The organism is Pseudomonas sp. B19125, from assembly GCF_044218855.1.
In the GTDB taxonomy this organism is placed as follows: Bacteria; Pseudomonadota; Gammaproteobacteria; order Pseudomonadales; family Pseudomonadaceae; genus Aquipseudomonas; species Aquipseudomonas edaphica.
Window position 1 is genome coordinate 1,706,463 of the sequence record NZ_CP162589.1, and the last position, 15,029, is coordinate 1,721,491.

Annotated in this window: 13 protein-coding genes; 7 read left to right on the forward strand and 6 right to left on the reverse strand. The window is 60.6% G+C overall.

Annotated features, from left to right (window positions below):
- Positions 1-37: 37 nt before the first annotated feature.
- Positions 38-1,039, reverse strand: a complete 1,002-nt coding sequence (gene gap / locus AB4P96_RS07765) for a type I glyceraldehyde-3-phosphate dehydrogenase (protein WP_017139767.1) — start codon at positions 1,037-1,039, stop codon at positions 38-40.
- Positions 1,040-1,260: 221 nt separating this feature from the next.
- Here gap and edd point away from each other — a divergent pair, with 221 nt between their 5' ends.
- The 4 genes from edd (at position 1,261) to AB4P96_RS07785 (ending at position 6,386) form a co-directional block, all read left to right on the forward strand.
- Positions 1,261-3,087, forward strand: coding sequence for a phosphogluconate dehydratase (gene edd / locus AB4P96_RS07770; RefSeq protein ID WP_017139768.1), 1,827 nt, complete (start codon positions 1,261-1,263; stop codon positions 3,085-3,087).
- Positions 3,084-4,040: a glucokinase gene (locus tag AB4P96_RS07775; RefSeq protein WP_099485537.1), complete on the forward strand. Its 957-nt coding sequence runs from the start codon at positions 3,084-3,086 to the stop codon at positions 4,038-4,040. The genes edd and AB4P96_RS07775 overlap by 4 nt, the downstream gene beginning before the upstream one ends.
- Before the next feature lie 152 nt (positions 4,041-4,192).
- Positions 4,193-4,927 carry a response regulator gene (locus tag AB4P96_RS07780; RefSeq protein WP_017139770.1) on the forward strand — a complete coding sequence of 245 codons (735 nt, stop codon included), beginning with the start codon at positions 4,193-4,195 and terminating at the stop codon, positions 4,925-4,927.
- A gap of 31 nt (positions 4,928-4,958) precedes the next feature.
- Positions 4,959-6,386 carry an ATP-binding protein gene (locus AB4P96_RS07785; protein ID WP_198431518.1) on the forward strand — a complete coding sequence of 476 codons (1,428 nt, stop codon included), beginning with the start codon at positions 4,959-4,961 and terminating at the stop codon, positions 6,384-6,386.
- A 120-nt stretch (positions 6,387-6,506) separates the two neighbouring features.
- Here the strand turns inward: AB4P96_RS07785 and AB4P96_RS07790 are convergent, their stop codons facing one another.
- Positions 6,507-7,436 (reverse strand): AraC family transcriptional regulator, encoded by a 930-nt coding sequence (locus tag AB4P96_RS07790; RefSeq protein ID WP_017139772.1) that lies wholly within the window; start codon positions 7,434-7,436, stop codon positions 6,507-6,509.
- Between the two features lie 328 nt (positions 7,437-7,764).
- Between AB4P96_RS07790 and AB4P96_RS07795 the strand changes: the two genes are divergently transcribed.
- Together AB4P96_RS07795 and AB4P96_RS07800 are read left to right on the forward strand one after the other, a co-directional pair.
- Positions 7,765-8,106, forward strand: coding sequence for an antibiotic biosynthesis monooxygenase family protein (locus AB4P96_RS07795; protein WP_017139773.1), 342 nt, complete (start codon positions 7,765-7,767; stop codon positions 8,104-8,106).
- Between the two features lie 8 nt (positions 8,107-8,114).
- The gene (locus tag AB4P96_RS07800) at positions 8,115-8,396 is read left to right on the forward strand and encodes a hypothetical protein (RefSeq protein ID WP_017139774.1); all 282 of its coding nucleotides are present in this window, start codon (positions 8,115-8,117) and stop codon (positions 8,394-8,396) included.
- A 159-nt stretch (positions 8,397-8,555) separates the two neighbouring features.
- Here the strand turns inward: AB4P96_RS07800 and AB4P96_RS07805 are convergent, their stop codons facing one another.
- Positions 8,556-9,176 carry a flavin reductase family protein gene (locus AB4P96_RS07805; protein WP_099549418.1) on the reverse strand — a complete coding sequence of 207 codons (621 nt, stop codon included), beginning with the start codon at positions 9,174-9,176 and terminating at the stop codon, positions 8,556-8,558.
- Between the two features lie 192 nt (positions 9,177-9,368).
- On the opposite strand from AB4P96_RS07805, the gene AB4P96_RS07810 reads away from it, so the two are divergent.
- Positions 9,369-10,124, forward strand: a complete 756-nt coding sequence (locus AB4P96_RS07810; RefSeq protein WP_099549376.1) for a hypothetical protein — start codon at positions 9,369-9,371, stop codon at positions 10,122-10,124.
- Positions 10,125-10,179: 55 nt separating this feature from the next.
- Here the strand turns inward: AB4P96_RS07810 and AB4P96_RS07815 are convergent, their stop codons facing one another.
- The 3 genes from AB4P96_RS07815 to AB4P96_RS07825 all read right to left on the reverse strand — a co-directional run bounded on the left by AB4P96_RS07815 (position 10,180) and on the right by AB4P96_RS07825 (position 14,862).
- Entirely contained in the window at positions 10,180-11,499 is a 1,320-nt protein-coding gene (locus AB4P96_RS07815; protein WP_017139777.1) for an MFS transporter, read from the reverse strand.
- A 277-nt stretch (positions 11,500-11,776) separates the two neighbouring features.
- Positions 11,777-13,102 carry a sigma-54 dependent transcriptional regulator gene (locus AB4P96_RS07820; protein ID WP_099549377.1) on the reverse strand — a complete coding sequence of 442 codons (1,326 nt, stop codon included), beginning with the start codon at positions 13,100-13,102 and terminating at the stop codon, positions 11,777-11,779.
- Positions 13,096-14,862, reverse strand: coding sequence for an ATP-binding protein (locus AB4P96_RS07825; protein ID WP_395600652.1), 1,767 nt, complete (start codon positions 14,860-14,862; stop codon positions 13,096-13,098). The genes AB4P96_RS07820 and AB4P96_RS07825 overlap by 7 nt, the downstream gene beginning before the upstream one ends.
- Positions 14,863-15,029: the final 167 nt, after the last annotated feature.

Sequence of the window (15,029 nt, forward strand, 5' to 3'; positions counted from 1 at the left end):
CACAAGCCAGTCCACACAATGGAACAACCGGGTCGGTTTACTCGGCGTTGCAGAGCGCCAGGCAGTTATCCAGCATACGGTTGGAGAAGCCCCATTCGTTGTCATACCACGCCAGCACTTTGAGCAACTTGCCACTGACCTTGGTGTGATTGGCATCGAAAATCGACGACAGCGGGTTATGGTTGAAGTCACTGGAAACCAGCGGCAGGGTGTTGTAGCCGAGGATCTTCGAATGCTGGCTGGCTTCTTTCAGCAGTGCGTTGACTTGCTCGGCGGTGGCTTCTTTTTTCAGCGTCACGGTGAGGTCCACCAGCGACACGTTGATCACCGGCACACGCACGGCCATGCCGGTCAGCTTGCCTGCCAGTTCCGGCAGTACCAGGCCGACCGCTTCAGCGGCGCCGGTCTTGCTCGGGATCATGTTCTGGGTGGCCGAACGCGCGCGGTACGGGTCGGTGTGGTACACGTCGGTCAGGTTCTGGTCATTGGTGTAAGCGTGAATGGTGGTCATCAGGCCGCTTTCGATGCCCAGCTCGCGGTGCAGCACCTGAGCCACAGGCGCCAGGCAGTTGGTGGTGCACGAAGCGTTGGAGATGATCTGGTGCGATTGACGCAAAATGTCATGGTTTACCCCGTAAACCACGGTGGCGTCCGCGCCTTTGGCCGGGGCCGAGATGATCACCTTGCGGGCGCCGGCGGTAATATGAGCGGCAGCCTTGTCGCGGTCGGTGAACAGACCGGTGCATTCGAACACTACGTCGATCTTGTGCGCAGCCCACGGCAGGTCGGCCGGGTTGCGAATGGCACTGACGGCAATCCGGTCACCATTGACGGTCAGGCTTTCCTGATCGTGGGCGACCTCTGCGTCGAAAGTGCCGTGCACGGTGTCGTATTTGAGCAGGTGGGCATTGATCGAGCTGTCGCCCAGATCATTGATGGCGACGATCTGCAAATCCTGGCGGTAGCCTTGGGTATACAGTGCGCGCAGGACATTACGGCCGATACGGCCAAAACCATTGATTGCGATACGAAGAGTCATTGGAAAGTGCCTGTCGTCGATTTGTTGTAAGAATTACAAGATTATTCGCATAAAAATAGAAAACAAGCCTTTTTAGTGGCAATATTTTGTTCAATCTACAACGAGTGACCTGAATCAACTGGTCCGATGATTCAAACGACACCCTGCCATCCCATGAGCTGCGGGCGTTTGATCAGCATAGACTCTCAGGTCGCCACATCCGTTAGCCTGGAGTTCTATACATGCATCCCCGCGTTCTTGAGGTCACCGAACGGCTTATCGCCCGCAGTCGTGCAACCCGCGAGGCTTACCTTGCGCTCATTCGTGGCGCGGCCAGCGACGGCCCGATGCGCGGCAAGCTGCAATGCGCCAACTTTGCCCACGGCGTGGCGGGTTGCGGCACTGAAGATAAAAATAGTCTGCGCATGATGAATGCCGCCAACGTGGCAATTGTTTCGTCATATAACGACATGCTCTCGGCGCACCAGCCGTACGAACATTTCCCGGAACAGATCAAGAAAGCCCTGCGCGAAGTCGGCTCGGTCGGCCAGTTCGCCGGTGGCACGCCCGCCATGTGCGACGGCGTGACCCAAGGCGAGCCTGGCATGGAGCTAAGCTTGCTCAGCCGCGAAGTCATCGCCATGTCGACGGCGGTAGCGCTGTCCCACAACATGTTCGATGCCGCGCTGATGCTGGGCATCTGCGACAAGATTGTGCCGGGCCTGATGATGGGTGCGCTGCGCTACGGCCACCTGCCGATGATCTTCGTGCCGGGCGGCCCTATGCCATCGGGCATCTCCAACAAGCAGAAAGCCGACGTGCGCCAGCGTTATGCCGAAGGCAAGGCTACCCGTGAGGAACTGCTGGAATCGGAGATGAAGTCCTACCACAGCCCCGGCACCTGCACCTTCTACGGCACCGCCAACACCAACCAGTTGCTGATGGAAGTGATGGGCCTGCACCTGCCGGGCGCTTCGTTCGTCAACCCGTACACGCCGCTGCGTGACGCGCTGACCCGCGAAGCCGCGCACCAGGTCACGCGCCTGACCAAAGCCAGTGGCGACTTCACGCCGATTGGCGAGATCGTCGACGAGAAGTCCATCGTCAACTCCATCGTCGCCCTAAACGCTACGGGCGGTTCTACCAACCACACCCTGCACATGCCGGCTATCGCCATGTCGGCGGGCATCATCCTCACATGGCAGGACATGGCCGACCTCTCCGAAGTGGTGCCGACCCTGTCCCACGTTTATCCAAACGGCAAGGCCGACATCAACCACTTCCAGGCAGCGGGCGGCATGTCGTTCCTGATCCGCGAACTGCTCGAAGCCGGCTTGCTCCATGAGGATGTGAACACCGTGGCGGGCAAGGGCTTGAGCCGTTACACCCAGGAACCGTTCCTGGTCGACGGCGAGCTGATCTGGCGCGACGGCCCGATCGAAAGCCTCGACGAAACCATCCTGCGCCCCGTAGCCCGTGCGTTCTCGCCGGAAGGCGGCTTGCGCGTGATGGAAGGCAACCTCGGCCGTGGCGTGATGAAGGTCTCGGCCGTGGCGCCGGAGCATCAGATCGTCGAAGCACCGGCCGTGGTGTTCCAGGATCAGCAGGATCTGGCCGATGCATTCAAGGCCGGCCAGCTGGAAAAAGACTTTGTCGCGGTGATGCGCTTCCAGGGGCCGCGCTCCAACGGTATGCCGGAACTGCACAAGATGACACCGTTCCTCGGTGTGTTGCAGGACCGTGGCTTCAAAGTTGCGTTGGTAACAGACGGGCGTATGTCTGGCGCGTCGGGTAAGATCCCCGCCGCGATTCACGTCAACCCCGAAGCCCAGAGCGGCGGGCCGCTGGCGCGAGTCAAGGATGGCGATATCATTCGCGTCGATGGCGTGAAGGGCACCCTGGAGCTTAAGGTGAACGCCGAAGAATTTGCAGCGCGCACGCCTGCCACGGGCCTGTTGGGCAACAACGTGGGGGCCGGTCGCGAGCTGTTTGCATTTATGCGCTTGGCCGCAAGCTCCGCAGAGCAGGGCGCCAGCGCCTTTACCTCTGCCTTGGAGACGCTTAAGTGAAGCTTGCGCTGGTCGGTGACATTGGTGGTACCAACGCCCGTTTTGCGTTGTGGCGGGATCAGGAGCTGCATTCGATCCGCGTGCATGCCACGGCGGACCACCACAGCCCTGAGGAAGCCATCAAGGTTTACCTCAAGGAGGAAGGCCTGGAAATCGGGGACATCGGCGCGGTGTGCCTGTCAGTCGCGGGGCCGGTGAGTGGCGATGAATTTAAATTCACCAACAATCACTGGCGGCTGAGCAAAACTGCGTTTTGCAAAACCCTGCAGGTCGATGAGCTGCTGCTGGTCAATGACTTCACGGCCATGGCCCTGGGCATGACGCGGCTCAAACCCGATGAATTCCGTGTGGTCTGCCAAGGCACGCCGGAGCCGTTACGCCCAGCCGTGGTGATCGGCCCGGGCACTGGCCTGGGTGTGGGCACCTTGCTGGATTTGGGCGAAGGCCGTTACGCGGCGTTGCCAGGGGAGGGTGGCCATGTCGACCTGCCGCTGAGCAGCCCGCGTGAAACCCAGTTGTGGCAGCACATTCACAGCGAGATCGGGCATGTGAGCGCCGAGACCGCGCTGAGCGGCGGCGGCCTGCCCCGTGTGTACCGCGCCATTTGTGCGGTCGACGGGCACACGCCGGTGCTGGACACGCCCGAAGCCATCACGGCAGCGGGCCTGGCCGGCGACCCGGTGGCCATGGAAGTGTTGAACCAGTTCAGCATCTGGCTGGGCCGTGTGGCCGGTAACAACGTGCTGACCACCGGTGGGCGTGGTGGTGTGTACATCGTGGGTGGGGTGATTCCGAGGTTTGCCGACTTCTTTATCAACAGCGGTTTTGCCAAGAGTTTCAGCGACAAGGGCTGCATGAGCGACTACTTCAAAGGCATTCCGGTGTGGTTGGTGACGGCGCCGTATTCCGGGTTGACCGGGGCCGGTGTTGCGCTTGAACAGGCTTTTGCGTAGGGGCTGATGGCCTCATCGCAGGCAAGCCAGCTCCCACAGTTGACCGGGTTCCAACCTTGGAATGCAGTCAACTGTGGGAGCTGGCTTGCCTGCGATAGGGCCTCAAGCGCAACAAATGATTTAAGCTTGGCCATAACAACAAGGAGGACCCCGTGAGCGTAATCAGTAAATCGATTCTCCTCGTCGACGACGACCAGGAAATCCGCGAATTGCTGCAGACCTACCTCAGTCGCGCCGGCTTCCAGGTACGTGGCGTACCGGATGGCGCGGGGTTCCGCCAGGCGATGAACGAGGCGCCGTGCGACCTGGTCATCCTCGATGTGATGTTGCCGGACGAAGACGGTTTCAGCCTTTGCCGCTGGATTCGCCAGCACCCGCGCCAGGCGCAGGTGCCGATCATCATGCTGACCGCCAGTTCCGACGAAGCCGACCGTGTGATCGGCCTGGAGCTGGGGGCCGACGACTACATCGGCAAACCCTTCAGCCCGCGCGAGCTGCAAGCGCGGATCAAAGCCTTGTTGCGTCGCGCCCAGTTTGGCCAGGAGCGCACGGGTGGCGGCGACGTTCTGGTGTTCGATGAGTGGCGCCTGGACATGATCAGCCATCGCCTGTTTCACGTGGACGGCGAAGAGGTAATCCTCTCCGGCGCCGACTTTGCCTTGCTCAAGTTGTTTCTTGATCACCCCCAACAGATTCTCGACCGCGACACCATTGGCAACGCCACCCGTGGCCGCGACCTGATGCCGTTGGACCGTATCGTCGACATGGCCGTCAGCCGCCTGCGCCAACGCCTGCGCGATACCGAAAAACCTCCAAGGCTGATCCGCACCGTGCGTGGCAGCGGTTATCAACTGGCAGCCAGCGTGGTTGCCGGCAATGCCCACTGAGCCGCTGACCGAGCGCCGCCGGCGTTTTCCGGTGCCGCGTTCGCTGCTTGGGCGCATGTTGCTGCTGACCTTGCTTGTGGTGCTGTTTGCCCAGGCGCTGTCCAGCGTGATCTGGGTTTCGCAACTGCGCGCCACCCAGCTCGAAGGCCTGGTGACCAGCGCGCGCAGCCTGGCGCATTCGATGACGGCCAGCGTGAGTTACTTCCGCTCGCTGCCGGTTGCCTACCGCCCGTTGGTGCTCGACCAACTGCGCAGCATGGGTGGCACGCGGTTTGTGGTGACCCTCAACGACCGCCCATTGGACATGCAGATTCTGCCGCAGACCCCGCGCAAGCAGGCGGTGCTGCAAGCCGTGGACGAGGTGCTGCGCCAGACCCTGGGCAGCGACGTGCATATTTCGGTGGAGTTCGTCAGCGCCGAGGACCTGCGTATTTTCAACGCGGGCCTCAAACTCGATGAACTGCCGCGTTCCTGGGCGCATTATGCCCTGACCCTGGAGCCGGTGAACCCGCCGGTGCTGGTCACGCAAATCCAGCTGGCACCGGGCGAATGGCTGTACATCGCCTCGCTGCTGCCCGAGCCCTACACCAGTTTGGAAGAACAAGGCCTGCCGTCGCAGCAAGTGTGGTTTATCGTGCTGACCAGCGGTTTCCTGTTGCTGTTTATCGGCCTGCTGGTGCACTGGCAAAGCCGGCCGCTCAAGCGCCTGGCCCGTGCAGCGCGGGACATGTCCCTGGGCGCCGATGTGGAACCGGTGGCCGAAGGCGGTGGCAGCGAAGTGGTGGAAGTGGGCCGTGCGTTTAACGCCATGCGCGAGCGCATCAGCCGTTACCTCACCGAGCGCAGCCAACTGTTCAGCGCGATTTCCCACGATTTGCGCACGCCGATCACGCGCCTGCGCCTGCGCGTGGAGTTGCTGGAAGACGAAAACCTGCAAGCCAAATTCGGCCGCGACCTGGATGAGCTGGAGCTGCTGGTCAAGGGCGCGTTGCAGTGCGTCAAAGACACCGACATCCACGAAAACATCGAGCCGGTCGACCTTAATCACGTTCTCGATTGCCTGGTGGAACCGTACCTGGCACCGAACGGTAATGGTCGCATCACCCAGCACGGCCGGGCGCTGACCCCTTATCCGGGCAAACCGCTGGCGCTCAAGCGCTGCATCGGCAACCTGATCGACAATGCCTTGAAGTACGGGCAGAACGCGCATTTGCATATCGAGGACGATGGCGTGGAGTTCATCCTGCATGTGGATGACGAAGGCCCGGGCGTGCCGGAGCAGCGTTTGGAACAGGTCTTCGAACCGCACTTTCGCCTGGCCGGCCAGCAGCAGGGGTATGGCTTGGGCCTGGGCATCGCGCGCAACATTGCCCACAGCCATGGTGGGGAAGTGAGTTTGCAGAATTTGCGCGAAGGCGGGTTGCGGGTGACCTTACAACTGCCGCGAACCCTGGACTAATGTGGGAGCTGGCTTGCCTGCGATGCAGGCACCCTGTTCTTTCAGTCAGACCGCGGTGATGCTATCGCAGGCAAGCCAGCTCCCACACAAGCCCGCACACACATTTTGATCCCGGTTGAGTCAGATACTTTGGCGCAGCCGGGCCAAATCCCGCAGCGGCGGTGCCCCGAACAACCGGCTGTATTCCCGGCTGAACTGCGACGGGCTCTCATACCCTACCCGATACCCCGCTGCCGACGCCTCCAGCCCTTCGGCAATCATCAATCGCCGCGCTTCCTGCAACCGTAACTGCTTCTGGTATTGCAGCGGACTCATCGCCGTAATCGCCTTGAAGCGATGGTGCAAGGTCGAAACACTGAGGTTCACTTCCCTGGCCAGGTCATCAATGCGCAGCGGTTGTTCGAAGTTACCGTTCAACCATTTGATGGCCTGACTCACGCGATGGCTCTGACTGTTGGCCACGGCGATTTCATACAGTCGATAACCCTGCGGGCCACGTAACAACCGATAGAGAATCTCGCGGTTGATGAGTGGCGCGAGCATGGCGATGTCTTTCGGTGTGTCCAGCAGGCGCGCCAGGCGCAACACGGCGTCGAGCAGTTGGTTGTCGATGCGGTCAACGTACATGCCACGCGATGTCGGCCTGGAGGGCACGCCCATTGGTCCCGCCTCGGCGATCAATGCGGTGAGCTGGGCCGGGTCGATATTGATGCGCACCGACAGGTTGGGGTCTTGCGGTGTGGCGTCGATGATCCGCCCGGCGACGGGCATCGCCACCGAAAACACCAGATAATTGAGCGGGTCGTAGGCAAAGATCTCGTCGGCCAGGCGCACTTCCTTGCTGCCGCTGGCCAGAATGCACAGGGCGGGTTCGACCAGCACCGGCATGAAATCGCGCGGGGTGTTGTGGCGGTTCAGATACAGCGAGGTAATTGCCGTGCCGTAGGAGCCATCTTCCCAGGTATGACGGTGAACAATGCTGGCCAGCTCGGCGCGTTGTTTTTCCATCTCGGCATCGAGGGGCATTGGCTTGGTTTCGGGCGACGACATGGAGCGTCCTCTACTGACTGCTTTGATGGGCTCAGCTTAGCGGCGGCTTTTCAAAAGGTGTTACTTCGATTCTGCACAATCCTTGCCTGATCCTGCGATAAGGCGTGAATCAGGCAAGTGCAGGGCCTGTCATGTGCCTGAAACACTGAGTGTGCGGTTGGAATAAATCCCTGGGGCCAGACGTCTTATCTACGCTTCTCGCAGGATTGTGCAATAAGCCTGCAGGAATCGACTAACTGCGCCCATCTTCGCGCCGCTATCTTTGATCCTGTGGCAACACGCCCTCACAGTGCTTGCCGAGCATCACTTCTCAACGGGAGAGTCGAACATGTCCACCCCCATTCCCGCGAGCCATATGGCCTTTATCCGTGCCCGTACCGGGTGCAGCACCGAACTCGGTGCACGCTTGAGCAGTTTGATCGAACCGGGCCGTCAGGCTCAGGGTTGCCTGCAATTCTCGTTGCAGCATTCCCAGGTCGATCCCGATGTATGGCTGGTCTCGGGCTTCTGGAGCAGCGAGCAGGCGATGAGTGCCTACTTCAGTTCCCCTGCCTTGATGCTCTTTACTGAGCTGTTGAACGACATGGTAGTGCGCAGCATGGACTTCCAGACCTTCACCGACGCATCCGCCGCCCATGCTTACGGTGAGTACCTGCAATTGGCCGGTTAGCGGTTAGAATGGCCGACTTTTCATTGGCCAGGACCTGCAACATGGCACGTAAACAATTTGCCCATCACGAAGCCGTTTCTGCATTAGTGCGTGAAGAAGAGGGTGGCTACAGCGCCGCCGTCGCCGTCAAGGCACTCGATGGCATGGGCGCCCCGCAGTTTCACAAGATCCTGGCTGGCCAGACCTTCAAGACCGCCTCCGACGCCGACGATGCAGCGACGCTGCAACTTGAATGTCTGGTTGATGTGGACGAAGACGGTCAACTGACTTGGGCAACGGCCGCAAGCTGAAGCCGAACACTTTATATTGCTCAACAGAAATCAAATGTGGGAGCCGGGCTTGCCCGCGATAGCGGTTTGCCAGCCAACTCATCAGGTGGCTGACAAACCGCTATCGCGGGCAAGCCCGGCTCCCACAGGGTTCTGTTGTGTTTGTTGGGCAGTATCGGGTCAGCGCGGGCGATACATCTTGAACAACGCCTCCGGTCCCAACTGGAAATAATCCGCCGGGCCACCGCCGCGCAAAATCGGCTCAGCGGCCGCCGTGTCGTAAACCCCATCCTTGAGCAGCCACTTGGCAATGTGCACGGCAACCACCTCACCGAGCACCAGCCAGCTAGGCACCAACCCCTTGTCGGCACGCTGCAGTTGAATGATCTGCGTCACCTTGCATTCAAACGACACCGGGCTTTCGCCCACCCTTGGCACCGCGACGATTTTCGAGGCCACCGGCGTCAGGCCGGATAACTCGAATTCATTCACGTCCGGCGATACGGCCGCGCAGCTCTGGTTCATCTGCTCGGCCAGCGGGCGGGTGGCCAGGTTCCACACGAACTCGCCGGTCTGTTCGATGTTGTTCAAGCTGTCTTTGCGCCCGACACTGGAAAACCCAATGATCGGCGGGATGTAGTTGAACGCGTTGAAGAAACTGTAGGGCGCCAGGTTCAGGCGGCCCTCGCCATCGTGTGACGAGATCCAGCCAATCGGCCGTGGCCCGACGATGGCATTGAACGGATCATGGGGCAGGCCGTGGCCGTTGGCGGGTTCGTAGAAATGGATATCGTCGGACATGGGCCAGGGTTCCTGCTGCGCGTTGGAGGAGGCCGTCATAGTGCAATCCAGAGCGATGAATTTCCATCGCGCGTATGGAATTTTCATTGATTGCCCACCTATTTTTCACAGCCCCGCGTTCAGTCTGCGCGCCAGGTCGGCACCCCTTTAAGTCGGCTGATTGAAAGACTGAGCTTCGGAGCCTTCTCGCACATGAACAAACTTCCTCAGATCACCCTGGCGTTCTGGGTCATGAAAATCTGCGCAACGACCCTGGGCGAAACCGCCGGGGATTTGCTCTCGATGACCCTTAACGTCGGCTACGCCATCAGCTCGATGATCCTGATCAGCGTGTTTCTCGTCACGCTGCTGACACAGCTCTGGTCGAAAACCTACAACCCGGTGCTGTACTGGATCGTGATCCTGTCCACCAGCACGGCCGGCACCACCATGTCGGACTTTATGGACCGCACGTTGGGCCTGGGCTATGCGGCAGGGTCGATGATCCTGATCGTGATCCTGATGATCATCTTTGCACTGTGGCGCTTGAGCGGCGACTCGCTGAACGTGAACAAGGTCCAGACCTTTCGCGGCGAGCTGTTTTACTGGATGGCGATTCTGTTTTCCAACACCTTGGGCACCGCGTTGGGCGACTTCCTGGCGGACGATTCGGGGTTGGGCTTTGCCGGTGGCGCCTTGCTGATCGGCTCGGCGATTGCGCTGGTGGTCGCACTCAAATACTTCACACAGATATCGTCAGTGCTGCTGTTCTGGGTGGCATTTGTGCTGACCCGCCCGTTTGGTGCGACCCTGGGCGATTTTCTGACCAAACCCTCTGAAAAGGGCGGGCTGGATTTCGGCACCGTTGGCTCATCGGCGGTGCTGGCGGCAGTGCTGGTGGTGATGATTGCCGGGGCGGCATATGCGCAGCGTCGGTATGGGCGTAGCGCAATAGCGGACGTTTCCTGAAACCAAATGTGGGAGCGGGCAAGCCAGCTCCCACATTTTTTACCGCGCTAAACCCTTAGTCGGTGGTGATGCGCGAGTGTTTACGGGTGTCTTTCATGGTCACGTAAACCACCAGCGACACCGCGATACACGCGGTCACATACCAGTAGTAACCCGTCTCCATGCCGATGTTCTTGAACCACAGCGCAATCACTTCAGCCGTACCGCCGAAGATCGACACGGTCAGCGCATACGGCAGGCCCACGCCCAGCGCACGGATCTCGGTTGGGAACAGTTCAGCTTTCACCACCGCGTTGATCGAGGTATAGCCGCTGACGATGATCAGCGCCGCCATGATCAGGAAGAACGCACCCCACCAGCTTTGGATAGTGTGCAGGGTGGTGAGGATCGGCACGGTGAACAGCGTGCCGAGGATGCCGAAGGCGATCAGGATCGGCCGGCGGCCAACCTTGTCCGACAGCCCGCCAACCAGCGGTTGCAGGCACATGAACAGGAACAGTGTGGCGGCCGAAATGGTGGTGGAGTCGGAGATGCTCATGCCCACCGTGTTCACCAGGTATTTCTGCATGTAGGTGGTGTAGGTGTAGAAGGCCAGGGTGCCGCCCATGGTCAGGCCGACCACGGTCATCACTTCCTTGGGGTGACGCATCAAGGTGCGCATTGCGCTTTCCTTGGCTTTTTCCTTTTTGGTGAACGACTCGGTTTCTTCCATGCCACGACGCAGGAACAACGCGACCACTGCGCACAGCGCGCCGATGGCGAACGGGATGCGCCAGCCCCAGGCATACAGCTGCTCGGTGGTCAGGGTTTGTTGCAACACGATCAACACGGCAAGGGCGATGAGCTGGCCGGAGATCAGGGTCACGTACTGGAAGCTGGAGAAGAAACCGCGACGCTCCTTGGTCGCCATCTCACTCAGGTAAGTGGCCGAGGTGCCGTACTCGCCACCGACCGACAGGCCCTGAAGCAAACGTGCAAACACCAGCAGGATCGGCGCGCCGATACCGATGGTGTCGTAGCCCGGCGTCAGCGCGATCAGCAGCGAGCCGAAGCACATCAGCAATACCGAGAACATCAGCGCAGCCTTGCGCCCTTTGTAGTCGGCATACAGGCCCATCAGCCAGCCACCGATCGGGCGCATGATAAAGCCCACGGCAAAGATGGCAGCGGTGTTCATCAACTGAGCGGTGGAGTCACCGGCGGGGAAGAAGGTCTTTGCGAAGTACAGCGAGAAAGCGGCGTAGACGTACCAGTCGTACCATTCGACCATATTGCCGACGGAGCCACTGAAGATCGATTTGATACGGCTGGTAGTGGTGCGCTCTTTAGCCGGCGCAGCCGCCGACCCCAGAGGCAGGGCGTTGGAGTTATCCATTGAAGGATCCTTCATCTAGTTGTTTTTATGGAGCCGCACGAACGCAGCCTGGTTTGGGCTATAGCAGGAGCTGTGCCAAACAGATGAAGGCCCGGAATAGAAGGGTTACAAGATTTTTTTGAGCGGAAAGTCGCTGATGATTATTGGGTGGTGAGCGGAAATCCGCTTATGGCTGCTGGCCTCATCGCAGGCAAGCCAGCTCCCACAGGAATGCGCATTCCAACTGTGGGAGCTGGCTTGCCTGCGATAGCGTCTTCGAAAACGCCATCGAAAATAGCTAAAGAAACATCTCCCGCACCAACCCATGCCGCTGCATCTTTTCATTCAAGGTACGGCGCGGCAGTTGCAGCTCGGCCAACACCGCCTTGATATCGCCTTTGTGCCGCGTCAACGCAGCCTTGAGGCAATGCGCTTCGAACGCTTCCTGTTGCGCCGCCAGGGATTGCCCGGCCTCGACGCCTTCCGGCTCAGGTTCACCCAGGCCCAGCACTTGGCGTTCGGCGACGTTGGCCAGCTCGCGCACATTGCCCGGCCAGTCGTGGCTGAGCAGGCGCCCCAGTTGCGCGCCGCTCAACGGCTCGACGTTGCGGCCCAGGCGCTCGGCGGCGCTTTGGGCGAAGTGGTCGAACAACAGCGGGATATCTTCGCGGCGCTCACGCAACGGCGGCAGGCGCAGTTGTGCGACGTTCAAACGGTACGCCAGGTCTTCGCGAAACCGCCCGGCGCGGGCCTCTTCGAGCAAGTCGGGCTTGGTGGCGGCAATGATGCGCAAGTCCACATGGATACTTTGGTTGGAGCCCAGCCGCTCCAGTTTTTGCTCTTGCAGCACCCGCAACAATTTGACCTGCTGGGCCAGCGGCATGCTTTCGATTTCATCCAGGAACAGCGTGCCGCCGTGGGCATATTCCAGCTTGCCGATGCGCTTGCCCTGGGCGCCGGTGAACGCGCCGCTTTCGTGGCCGAACAGCTCGGCTTCAAACAGCTGCTCGGGGATGGCCGCGCAGTTGAGCGCGACAAACGGCTTTTTTGCCCGTGGGCCAAAATCATGCAGGCAACGGGCGACCAGTTCCTTGCCGCTGCCGGTTTCGCCACGGATCAGCACATTGACCGGCAAGCTGGCCAGGTCCAGCACTTGCCGGCGCAGGGTCTGCAAACCGCGAGACACGCCGAGCAGGCTCGATTCCAGCTGCGCCCGATGGTCGGCCTGTTGATGCAGGCGACGGTTCTCCAGGATCAACCCGCGTTTATCCAAGGCGCGGCGCAGGCTGTTGAGCAGTGCGTCCGGGCTGAAGGGTTTTTCTAGAAAGTCGTAGGCACCGTCGCGCATGGCTTCCACGGCCATCGGTACATCGCCATGGCCGGTGAGCAAAATCACCGGTAAGTCGGCGTCACGCCGCTGCACTTCGGCCAGCAGCTCCAGGCCGCTGAGGCCGGGCATGCGCACGTCGCTCAAAATGACGCCAGGAAAGTCTTTGGGCAGCTGTGCCAGGCATTCTTCGGCGCGACTGAACAACTGCACTTCGAATCCCGACAGGCTCAACCACTGCTCGACGGCGGTGCGAATACTCGCCTCGTCATCCACCACAATCACTGCGTTCAACATAGGTCGGGTGTCTCCAGCGCGATAGGCAAGGTCAGGGTAAATACCGCGCCGTCGCCACGGTTACCGGCGAGCAGGCGCCCACCCAGTTCATGCACGATGGCATAGGACACGGCCAACCCCAAGCCAAGGCCGTCGCCCACGGGTTTGGTGGTGAAAAATGGATCGAACACGCTGTTCAAATGGGCTTCGGCAATCCCGCCGCCGCTGTCGCTGACGGTCAGTTGCCACAGCTGTTGGTCGGCGTGCAGGCGGATTTCCAGGCGTTTGCGCGGTTTGTCGGCCATGGCGTCCAGCGCATTGCGTAGCAAGTTGATCAGCACTTGCTCCAGGCGGATTGCGTCACCGCGCACCCAGGCGGGGCGGCTCAGGTCCAGCACCACACCAATGCTTTCATCGCGCAGGCGGGCGTCGAGCAGGTGCAAGGATTGGTCGACCACCGTGGCCAAATCCAGCCGTTCGCGCAGGCCGCTGGGGCTCTTGCGGGCGAAGGTCTTAAGGTGGCTGGTGAGCGCCGCCATGCGCGTGAGCATGTCGTCCAGCGGGGTGAGCGCCTTATAGGCATCGTCCACGCGGCCGTGATCGAGCAGCAGGCGCAAGGTCGCCAATTGCATGCGCTGGGTGGTCAGCGGCTGATTGATCTCATGGGCGAGGGCAGCGGACATTTGCCCCAAGGCCGCCAGCTTGGCCGACTGCACCAGGCCATCCTGCGCAGTGCGCAACGCCTGGGTGCGTTCTTCGACAAGCTGTTCAAGCTCCTCGCGGCTGCGTTGGCGCAAACGGGCCAGGCGCCAGCGTTGGTTCAGGAACAGCAGCAGGAACACCAGCGCCAGCCATGAACCGGCGGCGGCAAGGCCAGCGTTGCGTTGGTCTTCAAAGGCGAATTGCGGTTTGCGCAGCAAGTGCAAGGTCCAGCCTTCGGCTTTCAGCGGCAGGGATTCCCAGATGTAATTGGCGTTGCCGTCGGGGCCGTTGACACGCATCAGATGGCTGTTTTCGTCAAAACGCTGCAATGTCTGGGTGTCCAGCGGCTGCAGCTGTTTTTTGTCGTATTGGCGAGTTGCCTTGAGTTCGGCAAGGTCGCTCGCCGACAACGGACGCAAGTTGCGGAAACGCCAGCCCGGCTGATTGGCGATAAACACGATGCCACGCGCATCGCTGACCAGCAGCAGGTCATTACCTTGGGCCCATTCGCGCTCAAGTTCGGGGAACTCCAGCTTCACCACCATGGCGCCGAGGAACTGTTCGTGCTCATCGACCACGGCGCTGGAGAGGAAATAACCCGGAATGCCGGTGGTCACCCCCACCGCATAAAAACGCCCGGTTCCCTGGCTCAAGGTCTGGCTGAAATACGGGCGAAACGCGTAGTTGTGCCCGACATAACTGCTGGGCAGGTTCCAGTTGCTGGCGGCCACGGCCAGACCGTTACGGTCCATCAATTCCAGAGTGGAAGACTGCGCGGCACCGTTGATGCGTTCCAGCTTGCGGTTGAGCAAGTCCTGGGTGGCGGTGTCCAGCGGGGCTTTAAGGGCGCTGATCATTTCCGAATCCAGCGCCAGTACGGCGGGCAGGGCACGGTAACGTTCAATCAGGGTATGCAGTGAGTTGGCATAGAGCGCCAGTTGTTGATTGGCGCGAGCGGCGTCATCCACCAAGGCCTGGCGTTCGGCATGGCGGGTGGCCAAGGCGGCGGCCAGCACGGCGCCGGCGATGATCAACAGCGAGTAGAAAGTCAGTCGCAGGGGGCGAGGGATCACGATCATACGGTGATGAACAGGCGCGGTAAGGGGCAAGCACCATAGCATGAGCCGCCGCAAACTTGTGGCACGTGGAATTTCTGTGGGAGCAGGCAAGCCAGCTCCCACATGACCGAGTTCGCCATAAAAAAGGCGACTGGGCCGTGGGGCCGCAGTCGCCTTTTTCCTTGCGG

What these genes read in the sequence shown, in the direction of transcription:
- AB4P96_RS07810 (WP_099549376.1), top strand. Translation starts at nt 9,369, where the DNA reads ATGAACAAACTTCCTCAGATCACCCTGGCGTTCTGGGTCATGAAAATC.
- AB4P96_RS07805 (WP_099549418.1), bottom strand. Translation starts at nt 9,176, where the DNA reads ATGTCCGACGATATCCATTTCTACGAACCCGCCAACGGCCACGGCCTG.
- AB4P96_RS07820 (WP_099549377.1), bottom strand. Translation starts at nt 13,102, where the DNA reads ATGTTGAACGCAGTGATTGTGGTGGATGACGAGGCGAGTATTCGCACC.
- AB4P96_RS07825 (WP_395600652.1), bottom strand. Translation starts at nt 14,862, where the DNA reads ATGATCGTGATCCCTCGCCCCCTGCGACTGACTTTCTACTCGCTGTTG.
- edd (WP_017139768.1), top strand. Translation starts at nt 1,261, where the DNA reads ATGCATCCCCGCGTTCTTGAGGTCACCGAACGGCTTATCGCCCGCAGT.
- AB4P96_RS07815 (WP_017139777.1), bottom strand. Translation starts at nt 11,499, where the DNA reads ATGGATAACTCCAACGCCCTGCCTCTGGGGTCGGCGGCTGCGCCGGCT.
- AB4P96_RS07795 (WP_017139773.1), top strand. Translation starts at nt 7,765, where the DNA reads ATGTCCACCCCCATTCCCGCGAGCCATATGGCCTTTATCCGTGCCCGT.
- gap (WP_017139767.1), bottom strand. Translation starts at nt 1,039, where the DNA reads ATGACTCTTCGTATCGCAATCAATGGTTTTGGCCGTATCGGCCGTAAT.
- AB4P96_RS07800 (WP_017139774.1), top strand. Translation starts at nt 8,115, where the DNA reads ATGGCCGACTTTTCATTGGCCAGGACCTGCAACATGGCACGTAAACAA.
- AB4P96_RS07790 (WP_017139772.1), bottom strand. Translation starts at nt 7,436, where the DNA reads ATGTCGTCGCCCGAAACCAAGCCAATGCCCCTCGATGCCGAGATGGAA.